We start from the raw sequence: 22,499 nt of genomic DNA on the forward strand, positions 1-22,499 counted from the left end.
TTTTTATGTTGGATTAGCTTAGTAGCGTTCCAGTACCAAATTCGTTTTCAGGGAATCGGCGGGAACCAGCCATCCTTTGGATTGCAGCAGGTTCATCAGCTTGGTGCGGTTGCTGGCGGCAACACTGTAATCCGAGGTTTTGAAGGAGATTTCGATAATATTTTCTATACCTGATCCGTTTGCGCTGCGAATAGGCCATACTTCAACGTCGGCATCCAATCCCTGAAAGCGACCCTCGTATTTACTGACCTGTACAGGACCGCGTACTCTGGAGTTTGCCAAGGTTTGTTTACCCCAATTGCTGTTTTTCCAGTTTTGCAGCTTGCCCGGAAGATTATCCTGCAATTGCTTTAATGCTTGATCTGGGGAAGGCAGAGCCAATCCTTTGGAGGCGTTTGTCTTCTTATCATTGGAAAAGCTTAGTGTTTGCTTGCTGTATCCCCAATCCACCTCAGCCTCATAATTATCATCAGATGCACTGAACCCTTCTTTATTCGCTTGGGTGAGCGCCGCGTCGATATTTCCATTTGTGACCGTATAGCGCTTTTTGTAGGTTAATTCATAATTCTTTTTGTCCTCTTTTTTACGAAATCTCACGTTCCAGCCCTCGTCATTCAATTGCAATGAATTTGTATCAAAATACTCGACGCTCAATCGTTGTGCATCTTCGCTAATTTGAAACTCGTTCACGATGCCACTTTTTAATGAGCCATCCGCATTGAGGACCTGAGCCGTATCCAGTAGCAGCTTCACCTCATAGCTTGGTGTGGCATTGGCGGCAGCTTGTACCGGCTCGGCTCCTTTCCATCCTGTTACGAGCAGCACTGCACTTAGAGTTACTACCGACATCAATTTGGTGATACGAAGGCCTGTTTTCATTTCATCCTCTCCTGTTCGTCCGAATAGGTTACACGCTACACTTTACGGGTGTATTGTCAGTCGTATGTCAAAGCAAGAGGGTACTCCGGTTAAAAAATTACATAATTTCTATATGACAGGTAAGATTTAATCTTGGTTCCATGAACAATATTCGGTGAATCTGTGAATGAGCGCCGAGCGATGGCGGTCTTTGTTGCTGACCATATAGATGTACCGCTCAACAGACTGCCCCGGAATAGGTCTTACAACCAGTAAGCCCCGCTCAACCTCTGACTGAACGGCAATGCGAGAGACAAAGGAGATGTGTTCTCCCAGCATAACCGCCTGTTTGATGGCTTCCAGTGAATCCAGCTCCAGATAGGAAGGAAGTCGCCGACTCCCACGCTCCAGCCATTTGTCGGTCACGTGGCGTGTGCTGGATTCCTTGCCATGTAATACGAAGGAGGAAGAAGCGATAAGCTCGGGTGTCAAATCGGTTTCGTTGGCGAGCGGATGAGTGGGTGAGCAGATGAGCATCAATTCATCTTCGCCCAAGGATTCGGAGAGTAGCGTTGGGGATTGAAACGGCTCTGCCGAAATGATGCCAAGGTCAATTTCGTGGCGGGCAAGCATGTCCTTGATCACGGGCGCTGTTTTCACGGACAAGGCGATGTGAATGCCCAGATGCTCACGGGCAAAGCGGTGCAGCACAGCAGGAAGCAGGTAGGTAGCGGGTACATAGCTTGCGCCAATACGTATACTTCCCCGCTGGAGCGTATCGAACTCGCGGACGACTCGCTCAGCTTCAGCAGCCAGTGCATTAATTTTAGTGGCATAGTGCAGCAGCGCATTTCCAGCATCCGTCAGGATGATTTTACCCATACGTGTGTCAAACAGCTTCACTCCGAATTCACGCTCCAGATTTTTCATATGAAAAGTAACGGTGGGTTGCTTTAGGCCAAGAAGCTCGGCGACCGTGGTAATTTTATGGTGCTTATTCAGTAGCTCTACAATATGTAACTTTAGAAGACTTAAGTTCACTTAGAATGCCTCGCTTTCAGGTTAATCGAACAATCATGCCTACTTCTTTGGGGAGCAGCATCAATCCCCTCTATATAGATTAAATCTATGAGTGTTAACACAATTCATTGAAATAATTAATTTTGTTTTAACTTTCCAATAACACAGGTTGCGAATTCAAGTCTTACACTGGGGTCAGTCAGAAGAACAGGCAGGTAATGCGATGAATCAGGATCTATATATTCACGGATTAAGTAAAACCTTCAGCCAAATAACAGCGCTGCATGAGACGAATCTGGTAGTACGACGGGGCAAATTCACAACACTGCTCGGACCGTCCGGCTGTGGGAAAACAACGCTCTTGCGCTTGATTGCTGGCCTGGAGATACCGGATACTGGCACAATCACGATGGGAGAGGAAATTCTTTTTTCGGCAGAACGCAAAAAGGATATTCCCGCCCATCTCCGCCACTTTGGCATGGTCTTTCAGGATTTCGCGTTGTGGCCGCATATGACGGTGTTTGAAAATGTGGCCTTCGGCCTGCGTGCGGGCAAGCGTGGGAAAGGGTTCGCTAGCGCCCGAGACAAGGAACTGCGGACAGTGGTGCTGGAGGCGCTCGACATGGTCAGATTGTCAGGGATGGAGGATCGGTATCCTCATCAGCTGTCCGGTGGTCAGCAGCAGCGGGTTGCCTTTGCAAGAGCGGTTGCTATCCGGCCTCGACTTGTTTTGTTCGACGAGCCGCTCAGTGCGCTGGATGCGGTGCTACGGGAGGAGATGCGCATTGAGATGCTATCGCTTGTGCGCGATCTGGGGCTGACCGCCCTATATGTCACCCATGATCAGATCGAGGCCATGTCAATGTCTGATGAAGTGGTTGTTATGAAAAGTGGGCATATTTTGCAGACCGGAACACCAGAGGTGATCTACAGTTGCCCAGCTCATACAGAGGTAGCGAGGTTTATTGGCAAATCCAACTGGCTGGAGTCAGAACGGACACTATTTCGTCCTGAACATGTCCGTTGGGAACAGGAGCAAGCGGATCAGCATGCTTTTACAGTAGAGATCCTGCATGTCAGCTATGTCGGCGATCGTTATGAAATTCGTATACTAGCCGAGAACGGCGAGCAATGGACTGCATATCATTCCATCCGCTTGCCCATAGGTCAACAAATGCACATTTGGGTATCACCGCAACACATCCACCAACTTGAAGCATAGGGAAAAGGGGTAAGTATAAGATGATGAATAGGCATGTTTTTCGTACAGGATGGAAAAAAGGGACGATGCTCGCATTAACATTGACTTTTGGACTCGCTGTGGCGGGTTGCGGAACAGCAACGCCATCTAAGGATGGGGCGCCAGATAATGGATCAGCAGGACAAGCTGAGGCGGCATCCACCGATCAGAAGCTGGTGGTCTACAGCGCAGGCCCGGATGGACTGGCGAAAAAGCTGGTAGCAGGGTATGAGGCGCAGAGCGGAGTTAAGGTAGAGTTGTTTCAGGGAACGACAGGAAAAATTTTGGCCCGCATGGAAGCCGAGAAGACGAATCCAGTAGCGGACGTGGTTGTGCTGGCATCGCTTCCGTCTGTACAAGGCTTGAAAAAGGAAGGACTTACGCTGCCTTACCTGGATGCCAAGAACGCAGACAAGCTAAACCCAGACTGGTCCGATAAGGAGGGCAACTACTTCAGTACCAGTGCTTCTGCTCTGGGCATTGCGTATAACACGAAGCTGGTGAAAATACCACCAACTTCATGGGCTGATTTGGCGAAGCCTGAGTACAAGGATCAGGTTAATATTCCCGATCCATCCCTGTCCGGCTCTGCGTTGGATTTTATGACAGGCTATCTGAGCGCCAAGGGCGATGGAGGCTGGACGTTGTTCGAGCAGTACAAGGCTAACGGTGTTGCTATGGCTGGTGCCAATCAGGAAGCGCTGGACCCCGTGATTACCGGAGCTAAAGGTATAGTCGTCGCTGCGGTCGATTACATGACCTACAAGGCTAAAGCCAAAGGCGAGCCGATTGACATCGTCTATCCGACAGAGGGAACAGTCATCAGCCCACGTCCTGCCGCAATTCTCAAGTCAACGCAGCATGAGCAGAATGCGAAGGCATTCATTGACTATCTGTTGTCGGACGAGGCACAGAAACTAGTAGCAGATGCCTCCTTACTCCCGGGCCGCACGGATGTCAAAGCCGACAAGCGTGCCAACCTGGACGAGATTCCATTGTTGAAAACCAATTGGGAGTGGATGGGTGAGCACGGATCACACGTGACGGAGAAGTTCACGCAAATGTTCAAGTAAGCCGATGGGAGGCTTATCCGTTAAACACATCAGAGCGTGGTGTCTGACGCTGGCTCTGATCGCGCTTCTTTTCCTGATTGTGATGCCGTTGCTGCAAATCTTTATCCAAAGTGTGTATGTTGATGAAAAATTTCAATGGGATGCGCCTTTTCGAACGTTAGCTGCTTCACCATTTGCGGGAGTGCTATTCAGCTCGATTTGGCTAGGCATCTGTGTGATTGCAGGAACGACGGTACTTGCGCTTCCGCTAGCATGGATCATGTCCAACACTCGTCTTGCACACTGGCGCTGGTTGGATGTCGTGTTGCTGATTCCGTTTATGACCCCGCCCTATATCGGTTCCATGGGCTGGATTCTGTTCATGCAAAAAAACGGATATCTGGAGCAGTTGTTCCCGGACCTGCATTTCTTAACGCCGTCCTTCTTCAGCCTTGGTGGCATGGTGATGATCATGAGCCTGCATCTGTTTCCATTCCTGTACCTGCTGCTGCGCGGGGCGCTGGTGAGGATTGGCGGGAGCCTGGAAGAGGCGGGTGCCGTAATGGGCGGCGGCTTTCTGTACAGATTCCGTCGAATCATTTTACCGCTGCTGCTTTCAGCTTACGGAATGGGCGCGTTGCTCATTTTCGTTAAAACGATTGCCGAGTTTGGCACCCCTGCTACCTTTGGGCGACGTATCGGGTATGAGGTCATGACTTCGGAAATTCACAAATATATTTCCAGCTGGCCCATAGATTTTGGCAAAGCGACGTCAATGGCCTCGGTGCTGTTAACCGCCTGCCTGCTCATGTGGTATGCGCAATCGGTGATCAACCGAAAGTTTACGTACAGGCTGGTAGGTGGTAAAGGTTCGCGTCCGTCCCGTCTTCGTATATCCGGCTGGACTACGGGGCTGAGTGTTGCATACATTCTATTGTTGCTCATTGCGTCCATTGGCATTCCTTATTTTTCAATTCTTTCAGCCTCGACGATGAAGCTGAGGGGAATTGGGCTCGCCTGGGATAATTTGACGCTCGACTCTTACAAGGAACTGCTGTCTTGGGGATCAGAGAGCATGGAGGCGCTCCTGAACAGCGTATTTCTCTCTTTGGGCGCTTCGACGCTTGCTGTGGTGCTGGGCACTTGGTTTGCGCTTGTCATTGGCGGCTCACGCACAAGAATCCAACGGACGGTTGATGCATTTAGCTTGCTTCCGAATACGGTGCCGGGAATTGTTATGGTGGTCGGCCTGATTTTGTGGTGGAACTCACCATGGATGCCGATCCCTTTGTATAACACATACGGCATGGTCATTCTGACGTATGTTATCTTGTTTGTTCCTTATACGGTGCAGTATGTCAAAAGCGCCTTTACGCAGGTGGACACTGGTCTTTTTCAGGCGGGACAGGTATTTGGCGGGCGACCGTCTTACATATTCCGCCGGATTGTGCTGCCGCTGATTGTACCGGGAATGCTCGCTGGTTGGATGATGACATTTACCATTGCTTCACGCGAGCTGGTAGGATCGTTGCTGATTTTGCCGCCATCCGTTCAGACGTCTGCAACCTACATATTTGCACAATTTGAGCAGGGACAGGTGTCACTTGGGATGGCGATGGCCGTCATATCGGTCGGAATGACCACACTGCTGCTAATCTTAATGGAAAGCTTAAACTCGCAAAGAAAGTGGAAATGATCATGACCAAGCTTAGGATTTGGGGAGGAGCGGGCGAACATGGCCGCTCCTGCTATGTTTTTGAAGGAACGCAGCATCGCGTCATGCTGGATTGTGGCGTGAAAAAGGAAGGAACTGGACAATATCCGGTTTTTCCGCCGCAAAAGGCGGAGGGACTGACCACTGTATTGCTGTCTCATGCACATGAGGATCATTCCATGGCGCTTCCCTTACTGTACAAGTATGGATACCAGGGGGAGGTCTGGACGACCAAGGCTACCGCTGAGCAGTTAGGCTCCTATTTTCGCTCCTGGCATACTTATGTTGAATCGAGAGGAGCCGAATTGCCATACGACGTACAGGATATCCAATCCATTGCTTATCGCTATCTAGAAGATGAAGCGCCAGCAGGAGAATGGCTTGAGGCTTGTCCGGGTGTGAGAATCATGTGGGGACGCAGTGGACATTTGGCTGGTGCAGTGTGGTATGCGGTAGAAATGGAAGGGAAGCGGTTGTTTTTTTCTGGAGATTACAGCCGCGAATCTGAGCTTCTTGCTGCCGATGCGCCAGACTTGGGTGTTGGGGAGGGGTTGCATGACCTGCCTGAATGGAAGTCAGAGCCCAATCTAGCGGACATATCCATTATGGACAATGCCTATGGCATGGATATAGACCCGCAGCCTGTTAAGCTGGAGCGGCTGAGGGTCGAGATGGAGCGGATATTATTGTCTGGTGGTCATGTGTTGTTGCCGGTGCCTGTCTTTGGCAGAGGACAGGACTTGATCGTATGGGCTAGCGAGCAATTCCCTACACAGGCAATGATTGTAGAGCACGATATATGGCAGGGATTGAAACAGTTAGACCGCTGGAAAGAATGGCTGCGTCCAGAAGCTCCAGCGCGAATAAAACATGTGCTAAACAGTGACAGGGTCTTCGTGCCTCGTGATGCTGCTGAACGAGTGAGTCTGCTGGAACAGAACCCAACGGCTATTATCATAACAAGAGACGGCATGATGGATTCCCCACAGGCGCGCTGGTACTATCAGTTTCTATCGGATAACCGCAACATGGGGGAGGGTGAAGATAGCGGAGAAAGCATTAGCAACAGTGTTATATTGACCGGGCATGCTCCACATGGTTCTTTTGGCAAACATCTGTTGGAACGTGCAGATCAAAATGACAGCTGTGTAGCTCGGCATTTGATTTACAAGGTGCATCAGGGATTATCAGATGTGCGGCAAATGCTGAAGGAGCTGCCTAGCAAACAGGTTGTACTCGTTCATGCGCCAAAGCTGCAGACTGACCTGGTACGAGATGAGTTGATAAGAGCAGGAAATCGTGGGTGTGAAAGTCCTGCCAGAAAAGTTCATTCTTTGGAGCCGGGCGCTACACTAGAGGTTTAGCATCACATCATCATTTACTTCGTGCCCTCCTGCATCAATCGGAAGGCATCGACTTCGCCAAGTTTGGTGGAGATAGAGCTGCGTCCAGCGCTTTTACGCAGGCGTAGCGGTGTGGCGGTACGCTTAAGCAGCGCTTTGATTTCTCCAGGCTCCAGTTCCGGTCTCAGTGAAAGGAGAAGTGCGATGCTTCCGGTCACATGGGAAGTAGCCATAGAGGTACCGCTCATTTCGTGATGCTTGCCATGGATCCAGGAGGAGGTGATCTTTTCGCCCGGTGCGTACACATCTACAAATTGCCCTCGGTTGCTGAAAGGTGCGATGCGTCTGTATTTGTCAGTAGCCCCCACTGAAATCGTCTGGGAATAGCGGGCTGGATAGTCAATACTTCGGCGCTTGCCCTCATTTCCCGAGGACGCTACAATCACGATGCCGTTATGATATGCTTTATTCACCATATCAAGTAGTGCCTTGCTGCGCGACTTCATACCAAAGCTCATATTGATGATATCGACACGATTTAATACACACCAGTCGATACCAAGAATGATATCGGAGACGTAGGCAGCTCCATTATGATCAAATGCTTTTACGGGATGAATTAAAGCCCGTGGTGCTACGCCGACCATACCTTCGTCATAGTTGGACGCCGCGATAGTTCCAGCAATATGAGTACCATGGCCATTATCGTCATAGGGTAGCATGGTTCGGTTAAGCAAATTAATACCTCTGGCGAGAGAATGACGAAGATCAGGATGTTGAAAATCCGCTCCTGTGTCAATCACACCGATTCTGACCCGATTCCCTGTCGAGGAAGGCCAAGCCTTGTATGCACGTACCTGTTTGACTCCCCATGGCATGTAAAGGTTCTTTTCTGCTTTTGGTATATGAGCAGTTTCAGCGTGGACCTTCATGCGGGTATCTTCTTCAACGGTAACACCGTTGTGATATTTGCCTAGCCTGTCTCCCCCTGAAAGCGGAGCGATTAAAGCGCGGATTAGTCGGGCCGGTTGTACTTGCCGTAATCCCGCAAGCTCGGGTTTCAGCTTCCTGAGATAGGACAGGCATTCCCGGTATTGGTGAGGCTTATCGAACGTGATGATCTGTTTGTTCCGTCCACTGCCGGACGGCTCCGAAATACCCTCATGCAAACGCTGCAAAAAATCCGGATAGTCCATTTGAGACGGTCCCCCTCCGATGAGCCATGCTGAGGTATTGTATGAGCAAGCGTCAGCTGCGGCATGGGAAACCTGCCCCTTTTTTATGGAAATAGGCCTGCTTGTCGTGTCAAAGTGACCGTGGACACATACGATACATGGAGGGCATAAGCTCTTGTGCAACAACTTTGGGGGGTTCTCCCGGAGCGGGTACAGTCGAAGACGGGGGGGACCCCGTCTTTTTATGTGTGCCGTCTTGTTTAGAGGGATATTACTGGAAATTATGACGATACCCATCTTTAACTTGCAATTTGCTTCCAAATAGGTTTTACTTAGTTTTGATAATGGATATGTTAGTATTGCATGTATCGTGTATGCTCTGAAACATGTTCTTGTGAATTACGTGTGAGAGGAAGTGTCCCTAGGTGAGTACCCCACTCAACTTGAAGATTGACCCGGAGAAAGTCCACGAGACTCCAATGGTGGATTTGGCATTTATGGTATTGAAAGCAGCCAATACTCCGTATTATTACCGTGACCTGATGAAGGAAGTCGCCAAATTGCGTGGCTTTTCCGACGAAGAAATTAATGACGTTATTGCTCAGCTATATACTGAAATCAACATTGACGGGCGTTTTGCCTGTGTCGGTACGAATCTGTGGGGCTTGAAACGTTGGTATCCGGTAGATAAATCCGAAGATGCCCTGACAGGAGCCAAGCGTCCTCGTATTATTAACGACGAAGACGATGACGATGAAGATGACTATCATGAGGAAGAAGAAACATACAACTCTGATGACGACTTCGATGCAGATAGCGAAGACGAGGATGGCGAAGATGAGCTGTTCGACGGAGAAGAAGATGATGATGATAGTGATGAAGACGTGGTTATAGACGATGAAGACCTCAGTGATGAGGAAGATTCAGAAGATGAAAATGACGATGAGTCGACGGAAGACGACGATTCGCTTCGTTAGGAACAGGCTGTAAGGGGAGATGCGTTCTCCCCTTTTTCATGACCGTTTTCTTGAAAACCTCTTCTGATTTAAAGCTTTCAGGTAGATTCTCTCCAATCTGGTTCAATGGACAAATTAACACAGATAACTTCCTTGACAGCGGATTGGACACGGGGTAAACTATTGCTTGGGCTTATGATTGATTCACTTATATGTTTGCTTTTTGTATAAAAGTGCCCCGTACTACGGGAGTGCTTTTTTGTTTTTTATAGGGGTGTTTTCACTCATGAAAGAGGGCTAAGGGCGGCGGACATGGAAAATGATTCCGCTGCCTTCTTCATGGATGATAATCCGTGCAAACGGGTTACGATAACATCATAATGTCGCCTGAATTTTGCATCTTATCTAGGAGGGTTTTGAACAGTGACAAAGTATATTTTTGTGACAGGCGGGGTTGTGTCTTCCTTGGGCAAAGGGATTACGGCAGCTTCACTGGGGAGGCTTTTGAAGAACAGGGGACTGAAGGTAACGATTCAAAAATTTGATCCTTACCTGAATGTCGATCCGGGTACGATGAGTCCTTACCAGCACGGTGAAGTGTTTGTAACGGATGATGGTGCGGAAACGGACCTTGACTTGGGACACTATGAGCGCTTTATTGATATTAATCTGTCCAAGAACAGCAATGTCACAACAGGCAAGGTATATTCCAGCGTAATCAGCAAAGAACGTCGCGGAGAATATTTGGGCGGTACGGTGCAGGTTATCCCTCATATTACGAACGAAATCAAGGAGCGCGTGTACCGTGCAGGCCGTGAAGCAGGTTCGGACGTAATTATTACAGAAATCGGCGGTACTGTGGGCGATATTGAAAGCTTGCCATTTTTGGAAGCTATTCGTCAGCTCAAAAGCGAAGTTGGGCGCGAGAATGTAATGTACATTCACGTAACGCTCATTCCTTATATTAAAGCTGCTGGTGAGGTTAAAACCAAACCAACTCAGCACAGTGTAAAAGAATTGCGCAGTATCGGTATCCAACCGAATGTCATTGTTTGCCGTACAGAGCATGAACTGTCCTCCGATATGAAGGCAAAAATTGCATTATTCTGCGATATTGATGCGAATGCAGTGGTAGAATGCCGCGATGCTTCAACCCTCTACGAGGTTCCGTTGAACCTGCGTGAAGAAGGCTTGGATGAAATCGTAGTTAACCACCTCAAGCTGACAACACCTGCACCAGATATGACCGAATGGGAAGGGTTAGTTGATCGAATCAGCAAGCTGGATAAAACGGTTGAGATTGCTATTGTTGGTAAATATGTTGCATTACATGATGCGTATTTAAGTGTGGTTGAATCACTTTCCCACGCTGGATTTGATGCGAATGCAGACGTAAAAATCCGTTGGGTGAACGCTGAAGAAGTGACGGACGAGAACGTAGCTGACATGCTGGGCGGCATTGGCGGCATTCTCGTACCGGGTGGCTTCGGCGATCGCGGAATTGAAGGCAAAATCAGTACCATTCGTTATGCACGGGAGCAAAAAATTCCGTTCTTCGGCATTTGTCTGGGTATGCAGGTATCTGTCATTGAGGTTGCCCGTTCCCTGGCTGGTCTCGAAGGAGCTAACAGCTCGGAAATTAACCCAGCTACGGATTATCCTGTCATTGACTTGCTTCCTGACCAAAAAGACATCGAAGATTTGGGCGGTACGATGCGTCTTGGTTTGTATCCATGCAAACTGGCGGAAGGTTCCCTGGCTTCGGCTTGCTACAACGACGAGCTGGTGTACGAAAGACACCGTCATCGGTACGAATTCAATAACGAATATCGTGAAGTTATTGAAAAAGCAGGTCTTCGTATTTCCGGTACTTCACCAGATGGACGCTTGGTGGAAATTGTGGAGCTCCCAGAGCATCCGTGGTTCCTGGCGGTACAATTCCACCCAGAATTTACTTCCCGTCCGAATCGTCCACAGCCTTTGTTCCGTGAATTTGTAAAGGCAGCATTGCAGCTTCAAGGTTAATGCTACGGCTTGTAAGACCTCCTCAGGGAGGTCTTTTTTTATCCCGTGCTTCCTGATTATGAAAGAATATTCCACAATTATGTATAAGAGCAGGATTTCCTTTTTGCAGGAGTGAATATAGTTTTAGGTATGGGACGGATATTGTACGTCATCGGACGCTGTTATGGCAATAGCTGCATGATCCTCGTTTTAAGATCTTAGGAGGTTAAAACATTGGAAAAGAAGAAAGTATTAATCGTCGATGACCAGAATGGAATACGAATTTTATTGATGGAAGTGTTCGGAAGTGAGGGTTATGAGACCTTTCAGGCGGCGAACGGAAAAATTGCACTTGAAATTGTTGAGAAGGAACCACCTGATCTGGTTCTGCTCGATATGAAAATTCCAGGTATGGACGGACTCGAAATTCTGAAGCATCTAAAAACCATGAATCCTGATATCAAGGTTATTATGATGACAGCATATGGAGAACTGGACATGATTAAAGAGGCGACGGAGCTAGGTGCGCTAATGCATTTTACCAAGCCCTTTGATATTGACGAAATGCGGATCGCTGTGAACAAACAACTCAGAGGTGATTAGGTGAGTCACTATGGTTGAGAACTCTGTTAACACAACAGGGTTTTTTGTTTGTGATTATGGGAAATACTGAAAGTAAATCCTCTCCTTATACAATTCTATGGAAAAACGGCGTCCTGGGCGTGATTTTTGTATGTGTTGATATGCAAAAGCTTGTTTAGTATTTAACATGGGTTGTGGTATAATAAGCCCGTATGTGATGTCGGCTAAAATATAGACAAACCCAAACACCTTTAGGAGGACTGTAACCATGCCATTGGTATCTATGAAAGACATGTTGAACAAAGCACTCGAAGGAAAATATGCAGTAGGTCAATACAACATTAATAACCTGGAGTGGACTCAAGCTATTTTGGGCGCTGCTGAAGAAGAAAAATCCCCAGTAATCTTGGGTGTTTCTGAAGGCGCAGCACGTCACATGGGCGGATTCTACACTGTTGTTAAAATGGTAGAAGGTCTTATTCATGACATGAAAATCACCGTTCCAGTTGCGATCCATTTGGACCACGGTTCCAGCTTTGAAAAATGTAAAGAAGCTATCGACGCTGGTTTCACATCCGTTATGATTGACGATTCCCACAGCCCGATCGACACAAACATTGCTACAACGAAAAAAGTGGTAGAATATGCTCATTCAAAAGGCGTTTCCGTTGAAGCTGAAGTTGGAATGGTTGGCGGTCAAGAGGATGATGTTGTCGGCGACGTAATGTACGCTAAGTTGGACGACTGTCTGCGTATCGTTAACGAAACAGGTATCGATACACTGGCACCTGCACTGGGTTCCGTACACGGACCTTACAAAGGCGAGCCAAACCTCGGATTCAAAGAAATGGAAGAGATCTGCAATGCAATCAAACTTCCACTCGTTCTGCACGGTGGTACTGGTATCCCAACACATGACATTAAAAAAGCAATCTCCCTGGGAACTTCCAAAATCAATGTAAACACTGAGAACCAAATCGTATTTGCGAAAGTGGTTCGTGAAGTGCTTGCTGAGAAACCGGATGCTTATGACCCACGTACATTCATCGCTCCAGGTCGTGAAGCGATTAAACAAACCGTTATCGGTAAAATTCGTGAGTTCGGTTCCAACAACAAAGCGTAATAATGAATCAACTGGTCGTGCTTCTGCACAGGCTAGATGCATTTTTTAGTTGTAACTGTAGTTCTACTGCACAAAATATTTAAATCTGTACAGTTGAATAGTTTGGTATGGAAAGCACACCGCTTAGCCGGTGTCTTTCCATTTTCACCACTAAAAAAAGTTAAAAGTTTATGATTTGAGATTATTGTTTGAGTTTATTGTTTGACCGACTGCAAAACACGTAGGGGGACCCTCAAGCTTATGGAAAAATTGATGATCACCGGTGGACGGCCGCTTCAAGGTACAGTTTCCATCAGCGGTGCCAAAAACAGTGCCATCGCCTTGATTCCCGCAGCCATTCTGGCAGAGTCGGAAGTCATTTTGGACAATTTGCCACTGTTGAGTGATGTGGCGGTGTATTCCGAAATACTGGAGGAACTTGGTGCAACGGTTACCTGGGAAGGTAGCCAGATGAAAATAGATCCTTCCTCTATTAAATCCATTCCTATGCCGAATGGGCCTGTTAAGAAATTACGAGCCTCTTATTATATGATGGGAGCCATGCTGGGCAGATTCAAGGAAGCGATCATCGGTTTGCCAGGAGGGTGCAATTTCGAACCCCGGCCCATTGATCAGCATATTAAAGGTTTTGAAGCGCTGGGTGCCACGGTTACGAACGAGCACGGTGCTATTCATTTGCACGCCAAAGAACTGCGCGGAACCAAAATTTATTTGGATGTTAGCAGCGTAGGCGCTACCATTAATATTATGCTGGCGGCAGCACGTGCCAAAGGCGCCACAATTATCGAAAATGCGGCTAAAGAGCCTGAGATTATAGATGTAGCAACCCTTTTAAACTCCATGGGGGCCATTATTAAAGGCGCCGGTACGGAAACGATTCGAATTGAAGGTGTGTCGGAGCTGCATGGCTGCCGTCATTCGATCATACCTGACCGTATACAAGCGGGCACATATATGATTGCCGCTGCGGCAACCCGTGGAAATGTATTGATTGACAACGTAATCCCCAAACATATGGAGGCTCTCACTGCAAAAATGCAGGAAATGGGCATCGGCATCGAGGAATATGATGAAAGTATTCGCGTACTGGGTGCACCTTCCTATGAACATGTCGACGTTAAAGCCTTGATATACCCCGGATTCGCCACAGATTTACAATCTCCCATGACCAGCTTGCTTACCCAAGCACAGGGTGTCAGTGTATTGAGCGATTTTGTGTACAGCAATCGTTTTAAGCACGTTCCTGAGCTGGTGCGAATGGGGGCTAAAATTCGCGTAGAGGGTCGGTCCGCCATTATAGAGGGTGGTCAACTGAATGCAGCTAAAGTAAAAGCAGCAGATCTGCGCGCCGGAGCGGCCCTTGTCATTGCTGGACTTACAGTAAGCGAAGGCGTAACCGAGGTGACGGGTGTCGAGTACATTGACCGTGGTTATGATCACCTTGTCTCCAACCTGCGTCTTTTGGGCGCGGATGTATGGCGGCAAACTGAATAATTAAACCATGCAGTTTTTTCGAACTCCCGGACGGAAGCAATAGAACGGGCAACATCTATGCAGCCGCTGCTTGATAAAAGATTGTGGTTCATACCTAACAATCTTTTATCGGAAAACCGGAATAATTCGGTATAATCCAGGCAGGTGGCTGCATAACTTTATTTGTTTTGGTTAAAATTATGTTAATGGTGTTTATGATATCATTGTCTATCATTTAGATGTATGAATGGACTTAATAATTGAATAGGTGGTTATTATATGGATCTGCAAATTTCCGATCTGGAAGAAATGAAGCTGACCGACCTGTACAAGCTGGCCAAGCAATACCAGATCCCGTACTACGGAACGCTCAAAAAGAAAGAATTAATTTTCGCTATCCTGCGCGCACAAGCTGAGAAGAGCGGATTGATGTTTATGCAGGGGGTTCTGGAAATCCTCCCCGAAGGTTACGGCTTTCTGAGGCCGATCAATTATCTCCCGAGTACCGAAGATATTTACATCTCTGCTTCACAAATCCGCAAGTTTGACTTGAGGACAGGCGATCTTGTTTCCGGTAAATGCCGAACGCCAAAAGAGAATGAACGATATTTTGGATTGCTTCAAGTTAACGCCGTCAATGGAAGAAGTCCTGAGCAAGCTGCTGAGCGGCTACATTTTCCTGCACTGACTCCACTGTATCCGCAGACCAAATTAGTCCTTGAAACTTCCCCCAACCATTTGTCTACGAGAATTATGGATGTACTGGCCCCTGTCGGACTTGGACAGCGCGGACTCATTGTAGCACCTCCCAAAGCTGGGAAGACGCTTCTCCTCAAAGAAATTGCCAATAGCATTTCTACCAACAATCCCGAGATCGAGCTTTTTGTCTTGTTGATTGATGAACGCCCCGAAGAAGTGACCGATATGCAGCGTTCTGTTAAAGGTGAAGTTGTGGCCTCTACATTTGACGAACTTCCTGAAAATCACATCAAAGTGGCAGAACTCGTGTTGGAGCGTGCGCTGCGTCTCGTAGAACATAAAAAGGATGTTGTCATCCTGTTGGATAGCATCACACGTTTGGCTCGTGCGTACAATCTCGTTATCCCTCCTTCTGGTCGTACTTTGAGCGGGGGTATTGATCCGGCGGCATTTCACCGTCCAAAGCGCTTTTTTGGTGCGGCTCGGAATGTGGAGGAAGGCGGTAGCTTGACGATTCTTGCTACAGCGCTGATTGATACAGGATCACGCATGGACGATATCATCTATGAGGAGTTTAAAGGTACAGGCAACATGGAGCTGCATTTGGACCGCAAGCTGGCAGAACGTCGTATCTTTCCTGCGATTGATATTCGTCGTTCCGGCACACGCCGTGAGGAAGTGTTGTTGAATAAGGAAGAATTGGATACCATCTGGGCCATTCGTAAAAATATGACGGAAAGCCATGAATTTGTGGAAGGCTTCCTCAAAAAGCTGCGTAATAGCAAAACTAATGCTGAGTTTTTGGCTTCGTTTGATTTGACGGCACCTTCTTCCAGTGGCTCGCAAAGCAGTTCTGGTGGGCAACAACGGAGAACTGCGCGTTCTACCACAGCGTCAGTCCCGGCCACAACCAACTAAAACCCTTCATGTATTTTATCTGTTCCGTAAGCACACAGTCGTTACCATTCATTTTGTTAATGGCGTAGGCTTAACGGAGCGAAAGGAGCTCCATAATGTATTTGGTGTATGCCGACGAAAAAGGCAATGTATATGATCATGCTTCTTTGTATGGGCTTGCCCGTAGTGCAGACATGATTGTTGAAATCATGGAGGATGAGCTTATTCCGTTACCGGAAGGAGCTACATTGGTAAGCCTACCCAGCACTCGCCCGGTCGGTATGAACCCTGAAACAGGGGAAATGGTTTCTCTTCCCGGAGATATGCAAGCAGTAGGGGCTTTATTGCCGCAAGGTTTTACACGCTTGTGCCTGCCGGGATATGTGAAGACCGATAAGGAGTACAAACTTCCCTTGTTCGGTTATTCGGCCGTAGTCTGGAAAGACGGGGCATTTTATGTAACGGCAGAGCAGAGTGACAGTCCATCCAAGTGGAATCCGGAAAACTGTGACCGTCATCAAGTTAAATTGGGTGTGCAGCGGATGACGGAGCAATATCCCGAAAATCGGCTGTACCAACATTTGTCTAACTGTGCGCTGGGCTACGAATGTCTTACTTCCTCGAACACATTCCTGAATCGCTGGGAAGGAGGAGTTCCGGTATCTTATTCTTGTAATGCGGGTTGCTTTGGGTGTATATCTGAACAGCCGGATGACAGTGGTTTCGTATCTCCGCAGACAAGAATGAACTTCCGTCCTCACGTCGAAGAAATTGTAGAAGTTATGCTGGAACATTTGAAGACACCGGAGTCCATCATCAGTTTTGGCCAAGGGTGCGAAGGTGAGCCTTCCACACAAGCCAAACTGATTATTGATTCGATCAAAGAGGTGCGTTCCATTACCGATATGGGATACATCAATATCAATACGAATGCGGGATTGAGCGATCATATCCGGGGAATCGTGGATGCGGGTCTTGATCTGATGCGCGTTAGTACCATTAGTGCACTGGACGATCACTACAATGCGTATTACAAGCCGCGCGGTTACACGTTGGCTAATGTGGAAAAATCACTTCGTTATGCTTCCGAACAGGGAGTATATACGTCGATTAACTATTTAATTTTTCCGGGTGTAACTGACCGAGAGGAAGAAATTGAGGCAATGATTGAATTTGCCAAACGTACTAAGCTCAAGCTGATTCAAATGCGTAACTTGAATATCGATCCTGAAAGCTATCTGGAGTTGATTCCACCTGCTCAAGGTGAGATTCTTGGTATGAAGCAAATGCTTGAGATTTATCGTGAGGAGCTGCCTGATGTAGTCATCGGTTCTTACACTCATGTACCGCCACAAGGGCTGGCACGTCCCAAATTTGCCAAGGCCTAAAATGGTCGATGTAACTTGAAACACACCTATTTTATGCCATCTTTGAATGCAGAAAAGAGTTGTTGAAACGCTCATATTCAAGTGCTATAATGTGAACATGTGTTCATACAACTCTGGACTGATAGGACGTTCAGGGCGGAAAGAGGTGAAAGTTCAATGCAACAAGCTATTCAACCAAATTTTAACGTAACTAATGTCACTTGTGCTTGCGGAAATTCGTTTGAAACTGGTTCTGTGAAAGGATCTCTGCGTGTGGAGATTTGCTCCGCCTGCCACCCATTCTTCACAGGCAAGCAGAAATTTATTGATGCTGGTGGACGCGTGGATCGTTTCAAAAAGAAATACGGTATCTAATGGATTACCGCAGGTTATAAAGTTATTAGAGCCTTCTGCAACTGCAGAGGGCTCTTTTTGTAATAATGTGTATTTGCTTTTTATGCGGCCTTAAGATATACTTATTTTCACCGTGCTAGATGGGGAGGTAGCGGTGCCCTGTAACTCGCAATCCGCTATAGCGAGGTTGAATTCCTGTTAGAGGTGTTGTTGATGTGAGGCTGGTCCCTGCGCACAATGTTGACGGCTGGGTCCTCCGCAATGAGTACTTGTGAACCTGGTCAGGTCCGGAAGGAAGCAGCCATAAGCAGGTCCACTCTTGTGCCGGAGGGTTGCCTAGCCCGAGTTGTTGTTCAGGATTGCCGCTCGGATCACAACGATCAATAACAGGTGCACGGTATATATTGGTAATTAGAACATCTTGGCAATCATTGCGAAGATGTTTTTTTGTGTTTTATAAATTGGAAGGTGTCTGGTTTAGATTCGGACGGGAGTATAGTATAATGAAGTGACCATGAATGGTCATGAAAGTGAATGGGAAAGAGGGTAACGCGCATTGGAACATATAGCGTTGTACCGTGCTTGGCGGCCGCAGGCTTTCAAGGACATGGTAGGACAACAGCATATTATCCAGACATTGCAGAATGCCATCCGCGAAAATCGCACGTCCCATGCCTACCTGTTCAGCGGTCCACGAGGAACAGGTAAGACGAGTGCGGCCAAAATTTTGGCCAAGGCAATCAACTGTGAGCATGGACCTGCGCCGGAACCTTGCAACGAATGCGAAGCCTGTAAACGGATCACGGCCGGAGCGGTCATGGATGTACAGGAGATTGATGCAGCCTCCAACCGGGGCGTTGAAGAGATTCGTGATTTGCGCGATAAAGTCAAATATGCGCCCACAGAAGTGCGGCACAAGGTTTATATCATTGATGAAGTGCACATGCTGACGACGGAAGCGTTCAATGCGCTGCTCAAGACGCTGGAAGAGCCGCCGCCACACGTGATGTTCATATTGGCTACGACTGAACCACATCGGATTCCGGCAACAATTATTTCACGTTGCCAGCGGTTTGACTTCCGGCGGGTATCGCTGGAAGAACAGACAGAGCGGCTTGACCTGATATGTCAACAGGAGAACATACAGGCTGATTCGGATGCACTGCAGTACATTGCGCGTCTTTCAGATGGCGGGATGCGAGATGCGGTTAGCGTTTTGGATCAGATATCCTCGTTTACAGATGGTCGGGTTACTTATCAGCAGGTGCTGGATATGACAGGAGGTATTGCGTCCGAGCAATTCGGTAAGCTTGCCTTGGCATTGCTGAAAGAAGATGTGGGCACGGTGCTCCAAATGATCGAGAACTTTATGCAGGAAGGTAAAAGTGCAGATAAGTGCATGGAGAATCTTCTGTACTATTTCCGAGATCTGCTAATGATCAAGATGGTGCCTCAGGCGACCAAAATGACGGAGCGAGTGCTGGATCCAGAGCGATTTAAGGAAGTGGCAGATGCTTTTACCAAGGAGCAACTCTTTGCGATGATTGACACCCTTAATCGTTATCAGAGCGAGATGAAATATGCCGTACAGCCACAAACCTTGTTTGAGGTAGCTCTATTGAAGCTGTGCAGTATTCCGGGGGAAGCAGGAACTGTTGCTCAGCCGACCGCACAACGCTCTGGCGCTGCAGCTGATCAGGAAGATGTGGTAATGTTGAAGCGTCAGCTTGCTGAGCTGGAAAAGAAACTGGAGCGCGCGCTGCAAGGTGGATTGGGCGCTGGAGCGGGACAGGAAGCATCGTCGGGTGGTCGTCAGGCTTCCGGGGGGCGTGCCCCTGCTCCGCGGATTTCAGCGCCAGCCAAGCTTCCTTCTCAGTTGGATCGCTATATCGCTGAGAAGTCGAGCGAAGCATTCGCAGCAGCAGGACGTAAGTGGAGCCAGATTTTGCAAGGGGTAAAAGAGGCGAAAGTTACGGTTCATGCTTGGTTTATGGATGGTGAGCCAGTTTCTGTGTTAGAGGACAGTGTGCTGGTTGCATTTAAGAACAATATTCATCGTGAAACTACCGAAAAGCCTGCCAATAAGCAGGTCATCGAGAAGGTATTGCATGAGCAGTTGGGTCATCCTTATCGTTTAGTAACGATGATGCAAAAGGATTGGAATGCTGCGATTGAAGGAGTTTCCGACCAGCCTGCCGAAGAATTGCAACTGGAGCCGGAGCATGATGCGCCGGGAAAGTCCAAGGAGCCCTGGATTGATGAAGCTATTCAACTTTTCGGGGAAGACCTAGTAGTCATTAAAGATTGAATCAAGTTTCTAGATGTATACTTCATTAAAGGAGATGATTGAAATGAACAATATGAACCAAATGATGAAGCAAGTGAAAAAAATGCAGGAACAAATGCTGAAAGCCCAAGAGGAGCTTGGCGGAAAAGTAATCGAAGGAACTTCTGGCGGCGGTGTTGTGACGGTGGAGGTAAATGGACATAAAAAAGTGTTGTCCATCACGATCAAACCGGAAGCTGTAGATCCTGATGATGTAGAAATGCTGCAAGATCTTGTGCTGACTGCTGTCAATGATGCTTTGTCCAAAGCAGATGAACTGGCTAATGATGATATGGGTAAATTTACAGGCGGCATGAAAATTCCGGGCTTGTTCTAGTCTGCTGCATAAAGGAGAAACACGCTATTGTATTATCCGGAGCCGATTGCAAAGCTAATTGATGCTTTTACGCGCCTGCCGGGAGTAGGGCCGAAGACGGCTGCCCGGTTGGCTTTTCACGTACTGAAAATGAAGGAAGATGATGTGATTGACTTTGCCAAAGCGCTGGTCAATGTAAAACGCAATCTTCACTTCTGTTCAGTCTGCGGCAACATTACGGACACAGATCCTTGTCGGATCTGTCAGGATAAGACGAGGGATACCTCCGTCATTTGTGTTGTTCAGGATTCCAAGGATTTGGTGGCTATGGAGCGTACCAAAGAGTTTAATGGTTTTTACCATGTGCTTCATGGGGCGATATCTCCTATGGAGGGAATTGGTCCTGAGGATATCAAACTCAAGGAATTGCTGAACAGACTCAGTGATGAACGCGTCAAGGAGCTGATTTTAGCTACGAACCCGAACATTGAAGGAGAGGCCACGGCCATGTACATTTCTCGGCTAGTGCGTCCTTTTGAAATCAAGGTTACTCGTATTGCTCATGGATTGCCAGTGGGTGGAGATTTGGAGTATGCCGACGAGGTTACCCTGTCCAAAGCGTTGGAAGGCCGTAGAGAGCTCAATTAATAGGTGTATTTATACGTTATAAATAGGGAGTCTGAAATGTCCTTTGGGCATTCTCGACTTACTTGGGGGAGCCGCTATGGCTCCTTTTTTATTTGCCGTGATAGATGGCAGTATAGATCGTTCCTGGTTCTAAGTTTGTCCTTAGTTCAATAAGTATGAATAAGGTAGTCTTGCAGACTGTGCACATAATTCAGCTTGTGAGGAGGATGAACGGATGTGGGAACGGATGAAACAAAATTTCCGTCGTCAGGAGAATGGCAAATCAGAAGCGGAGTATCGGCAGGAGTTGTTTGCCCAGATTCGGGCTTCGCATGCGGAATGGCTAAGAGCGCATCGTTTATTTCATGAAGCTACGGGTAAAGATGAGATCGACTACGCTATATTTGTTCTAGAAGCTGCAGAACGTAAATATCAGATACATTTAAAAAGCGCGAAACAGCAAGGCCTGCATCGTTTCCATCTGCCTGCAGATGAACCTGGGTATGCCAATGATACGGATCGTGTTCACAAGCGGAGAGCTGAATGAAAGGGGCGGTCTGGCTTGTTCTGATTGCCTGTGTCGGGATGCTACTATTTCTAATCTTAAAAAAACGTTTGGGTATCGGCTGGCTTGTAGTATTCGGGGCGCATATGGGCCTGGCAGCCATCGCATTGTATGTTATCAATTATTCAGGGTGGATTACGCAGGTGTACATCCCGATCAATCCAGTGACAATGGGGGCGGTAACGATATTAGGTTTACCTGGGATTGTCCTTTTACTGGGATTGAAAATAGTATTATTCGGACAGGCCATATGAAAACTTAAATGTTATTGTTTCTATTTTTAAAATATAGTTGACGGCGAATTCAAAAATGTGATACATTAATTCTCGGCCCTTAAAGCCCGGGAATTTTTTGTGAGAACAACATTTGAATGAAATTAAAAAATAATTTTAAAAAAGTGTTGACTTAAATCCTGAATGTGTGTTATATTAATCAAGTCGCCGCTGAGATGCGGTGGTGAAACAAAGTAAGACATAATGCAGGTTTGATCTTTGAAAACTGAACAACGAGTGAGTAAAACGATTTTGTTCGCAAAATCAAACAAGAGATATTTTTATCTCGTCAGTTTCAAAATGAGCTTATCGCTCTTTCTATAAACCAGCTTCGGTTGGTCTTTAATGGAGAGTTTGATCCTGGCTCAGGACGAACGCTGGCGGCGTGCCTAATACATGCAAGTCGAGCGGGGTTGATTAGAAGCTTGCTTCTAATCAACCTAGCGGCGGACGGGTGAGTAACACGTAGGCAACCTGCCCACAAGACAGGGATAACTACCGGAAACGGTAGCTAATACCCGATACATCCTTTTCCT

20 protein-coding genes, 1 rRNA gene and 1 other RNA gene are annotated in these 22,499 nt (G+C 47.4%); 19 read left to right on the forward strand and 3 right to left on the reverse strand.

Annotation, left to right across the window (positions count from 1 at the left end):
- Window positions 1-18 precede the first annotated feature (18 nt).
- Entirely contained in the window at window positions 19-879 is an 861-nt protein-coding gene (locus BM358_RS25195) for a hypothetical protein (protein WP_028542577.1), read from the reverse strand.
- 126 nt (window positions 880-1,005) lie between these two features.
- Window positions 1,006-1,899, reverse strand: a complete 894-nt coding sequence (locus BM358_RS25200) for a LysR family transcriptional regulator (protein WP_028542576.1) — start codon at window positions 1,897-1,899, stop codon at window positions 1,006-1,008.
- Window positions 1,900-2,101: 202 nt separating this feature from the next.
- Here BM358_RS25200 and BM358_RS25205 point away from each other — a divergent pair, with 202 nt between their 5' ends.
- Genes BM358_RS25205 through BM358_RS25220 form a run of 4 tightly spaced genes read left to right on the forward strand, consistent with a single transcriptional unit; the run spans window position 2,102 to window position 7,248 of the window.
- Window positions 2,102-3,100 (forward strand): ABC transporter ATP-binding protein, encoded by a 999-nt coding sequence (locus BM358_RS25205; protein WP_028542575.1) that lies wholly within the window; start codon window positions 2,102-2,104, stop codon window positions 3,098-3,100.
- A 20-nt stretch (window positions 3,101-3,120) separates the two neighbouring features.
- Window positions 3,121-4,191 (forward strand): ABC transporter substrate-binding protein, encoded by a 1,071-nt coding sequence (locus BM358_RS25210; protein WP_028542574.1) that lies wholly within the window; start codon window positions 3,121-3,123, stop codon window positions 4,189-4,191.
- 4 nt (window positions 4,192-4,195) lie between these two features.
- Entirely contained in the window at window positions 4,196-5,866 is a 1,671-nt protein-coding gene (locus BM358_RS25215; RefSeq protein ID WP_028542573.1) for an ABC transporter permease, read from the forward strand.
- A complete protein-coding gene (locus BM358_RS25220; RefSeq protein WP_028542572.1) occupies window positions 5,863-7,248 on the forward strand; it encodes an MBL fold metallo-hydrolase in 1,386 nt (461 codons plus the stop codon). Before BM358_RS25215 ends, BM358_RS25220 begins: the two co-directional genes overlap by 4 nt.
- A gap of 14 nt (window positions 7,249-7,262) precedes the next feature.
- Here the strand turns inward: BM358_RS25220 and BM358_RS25225 are convergent, their stop codons facing one another.
- Complete coding sequence (locus BM358_RS25225; protein WP_028542571.1) at window positions 7,263-8,423, reverse strand: S8 family peptidase; 1,161 nt, start codon at window positions 8,421-8,423, stop codon at window positions 7,263-7,265.
- Window positions 8,424-8,827: 404 nt separating this feature from the next.
- On the opposite strand from BM358_RS25225, the gene rpoE reads away from it, so the two are divergent.
- From rpoE to BM358_RS25300, 15 genes are all read left to right on the forward strand, one after another.
- The gene (gene rpoE, locus BM358_RS25230; RefSeq protein ID WP_013308216.1) at window positions 8,828-9,379 is read left to right on the forward strand and encodes a DNA-directed RNA polymerase subunit delta; all 552 of its coding nucleotides are present in this window, start codon (window positions 8,828-8,830) and stop codon (window positions 9,377-9,379) included.
- Between the two features lie 402 nt (window positions 9,380-9,781).
- Window positions 9,782-11,383 carry a CTP synthase gene (locus tag BM358_RS25235; protein ID WP_028542570.1) on the forward strand — a complete coding sequence of 534 codons (1,602 nt, stop codon included), beginning with the start codon at window positions 9,782-9,784 and terminating at the stop codon, window positions 11,381-11,383.
- A gap of 213 nt (window positions 11,384-11,596) precedes the next feature.
- A complete protein-coding gene (locus tag BM358_RS25240; protein ID WP_013308218.1) occupies window positions 11,597-11,965 on the forward strand; it encodes a response regulator in 369 nt (122 codons plus the stop codon).
- A 247-nt stretch (window positions 11,966-12,212) separates the two neighbouring features.
- Window positions 12,213-13,067 (forward strand): class II fructose-1,6-bisphosphate aldolase, encoded by an 855-nt coding sequence (gene fba, locus BM358_RS25245; RefSeq protein WP_013308219.1) that lies wholly within the window; start codon window positions 12,213-12,215, stop codon window positions 13,065-13,067.
- A 240-nt stretch (window positions 13,068-13,307) separates the two neighbouring features.
- Complete coding sequence (locus tag BM358_RS25250; protein ID WP_013308220.1) at window positions 13,308-14,561, forward strand: UDP-N-acetylglucosamine 1-carboxyvinyltransferase; 1,254 nt, start codon at window positions 13,308-13,310, stop codon at window positions 14,559-14,561.
- 258 nt (window positions 14,562-14,819) lie between these two features.
- On the forward strand, window positions 14,820-16,157 hold the full coding sequence (rho, locus tag BM358_RS25255) for a transcription termination factor Rho (protein ID WP_028542569.1): 1,338 nt from the start codon (window positions 14,820-14,822) through the stop codon (window positions 16,155-16,157).
- A gap of 95 nt (window positions 16,158-16,252) precedes the next feature.
- Window positions 16,253-17,524 (forward strand): radical SAM family protein, encoded by a 1,272-nt coding sequence (locus tag BM358_RS25260; RefSeq protein WP_028542568.1) that lies wholly within the window; start codon window positions 16,253-16,255, stop codon window positions 17,522-17,524.
- Between the two features lie 156 nt (window positions 17,525-17,680).
- Window positions 17,681-17,878 carry a 50S ribosomal protein L31 gene (gene rpmE / locus BM358_RS25265; RefSeq protein ID WP_025719104.1) on the forward strand — a complete coding sequence of 66 codons (198 nt, stop codon included), beginning with the start codon at window positions 17,681-17,683 and terminating at the stop codon, window positions 17,876-17,878.
- Window positions 17,879-17,988: 110 nt separating this feature from the next.
- An RNA gene (gene ffs, locus BM358_RS25270) (signal recognition particle sRNA large type) lies at window positions 17,989-18,255 on the forward strand.
- Window positions 18,256-18,413: 158 nt separating this feature from the next.
- Window positions 18,414-20,165, forward strand: a complete 1,752-nt coding sequence (gene dnaX, locus BM358_RS25275; RefSeq protein ID WP_028542567.1) for a DNA polymerase III subunit gamma/tau — start codon at window positions 18,414-18,416, stop codon at window positions 20,163-20,165.
- A 43-nt stretch (window positions 20,166-20,208) separates the two neighbouring features.
- Window positions 20,209-20,520 (forward strand): YbaB/EbfC family nucleoid-associated protein, encoded by a 312-nt coding sequence (locus BM358_RS25280; RefSeq protein WP_013308226.1) that lies wholly within the window; start codon window positions 20,209-20,211, stop codon window positions 20,518-20,520.
- A gap of 27 nt (window positions 20,521-20,547) precedes the next feature.
- The gene (gene recR / locus BM358_RS25285) at window positions 20,548-21,147 is read left to right on the forward strand and encodes a recombination mediator RecR (protein WP_013308227.1); all 600 of its coding nucleotides are present in this window, start codon (window positions 20,548-20,550) and stop codon (window positions 21,145-21,147) included.
- A gap of 214 nt (window positions 21,148-21,361) precedes the next feature.
- Window positions 21,362-21,673, forward strand: coding sequence for a DUF2508 family protein (locus tag BM358_RS25290; RefSeq protein ID WP_025676300.1), 312 nt, complete (start codon window positions 21,362-21,364; stop codon window positions 21,671-21,673).
- On the forward strand, window positions 21,670-21,945 hold the full coding sequence (locus tag BM358_RS25295) for a pro-sigmaK processing inhibitor BofA family protein (RefSeq protein ID WP_025719099.1): 276 nt from the start codon (window positions 21,670-21,672) through the stop codon (window positions 21,943-21,945). The genes BM358_RS25290 and BM358_RS25295 overlap by 4 nt, the downstream gene beginning before the upstream one ends.
- A gap of 360 nt (window positions 21,946-22,305) precedes the next feature.
- Window positions 22,306-22,499 (forward strand): 16S ribosomal RNA (locus tag BM358_RS25300); the annotation flags it as partial.

The sequence above is a fragment of the Paenibacillus sp. cl130 genome, from assembly GCF_900116035.1.
Lineage (GTDB): Bacteria > Bacillota > Bacilli > Paenibacillales > Paenibacillaceae > Paenibacillus > Paenibacillus polymyxa_B.

Excerpts from the sequence above, each read along its gene's own strand:
- BM358_RS25250 (WP_013308220.1), top strand. The coding sequence starts at position 13,308 with ATGGAAAAATTGATGATCACCGGTGGACGGCCGCTTCAAGGTACAGTT.
- BM358_RS25195 (WP_028542577.1), bottom strand. The coding sequence starts at position 879 with ATGAAAACAGGCCTTCGTATCACCAAATTGATGTCGGTAGTAACTCTA.
- BM358_RS25290 (WP_025676300.1), top strand. The coding sequence starts at position 21,362 with ATGTGGGAACGGATGAAACAAAATTTCCGTCGTCAGGAGAATGGCAAA.
- BM358_RS25295 (WP_025719099.1), top strand. The coding sequence starts at position 21,670 with ATGAAAGGGGCGGTCTGGCTTGTTCTGATTGCCTGTGTCGGGATGCTA.
- BM358_RS25260 (WP_028542568.1), top strand. The coding sequence starts at position 16,253 with ATGTATTTGGTGTATGCCGACGAAAAAGGCAATGTATATGATCATGCT.
- BM358_RS25205 (WP_028542575.1), top strand. The coding sequence starts at position 2,102 with ATGAATCAGGATCTATATATTCACGGATTAAGTAAAACCTTCAGCCAA.
- BM358_RS25220 (WP_028542572.1), top strand. The coding sequence starts at position 5,863 with ATGATCATGACCAAGCTTAGGATTTGGGGAGGAGCGGGCGAACATGGC.
- rho (WP_028542569.1), top strand. The coding sequence starts at position 14,820 with ATGGATCTGCAAATTTCCGATCTGGAAGAAATGAAGCTGACCGACCTG.
- BM358_RS25225 (WP_028542571.1), bottom strand. The coding sequence starts at position 8,423 with ATGGACTATCCGGATTTTTTGCAGCGTTTGCATGAGGGTATTTCGGAG.
- fba (WP_013308219.1), top strand. The coding sequence starts at position 12,213 with ATGCCATTGGTATCTATGAAAGACATGTTGAACAAAGCACTCGAAGGA.
- rpmE (WP_025719104.1), top strand. The coding sequence starts at position 17,681 with ATGCAACAAGCTATTCAACCAAATTTTAACGTAACTAATGTCACTTGT.
- BM358_RS25215 (WP_028542573.1), top strand. The coding sequence starts at position 4,196 with ATGGGAGGCTTATCCGTTAAACACATCAGAGCGTGGTGTCTGACGCTG.
- BM358_RS25280 (WP_013308226.1), top strand. The coding sequence starts at position 20,209 with ATGAACAATATGAACCAAATGATGAAGCAAGTGAAAAAAATGCAGGAA.
- BM358_RS25210 (WP_028542574.1), top strand. The coding sequence starts at position 3,121 with ATGATGAATAGGCATGTTTTTCGTACAGGATGGAAAAAAGGGACGATG.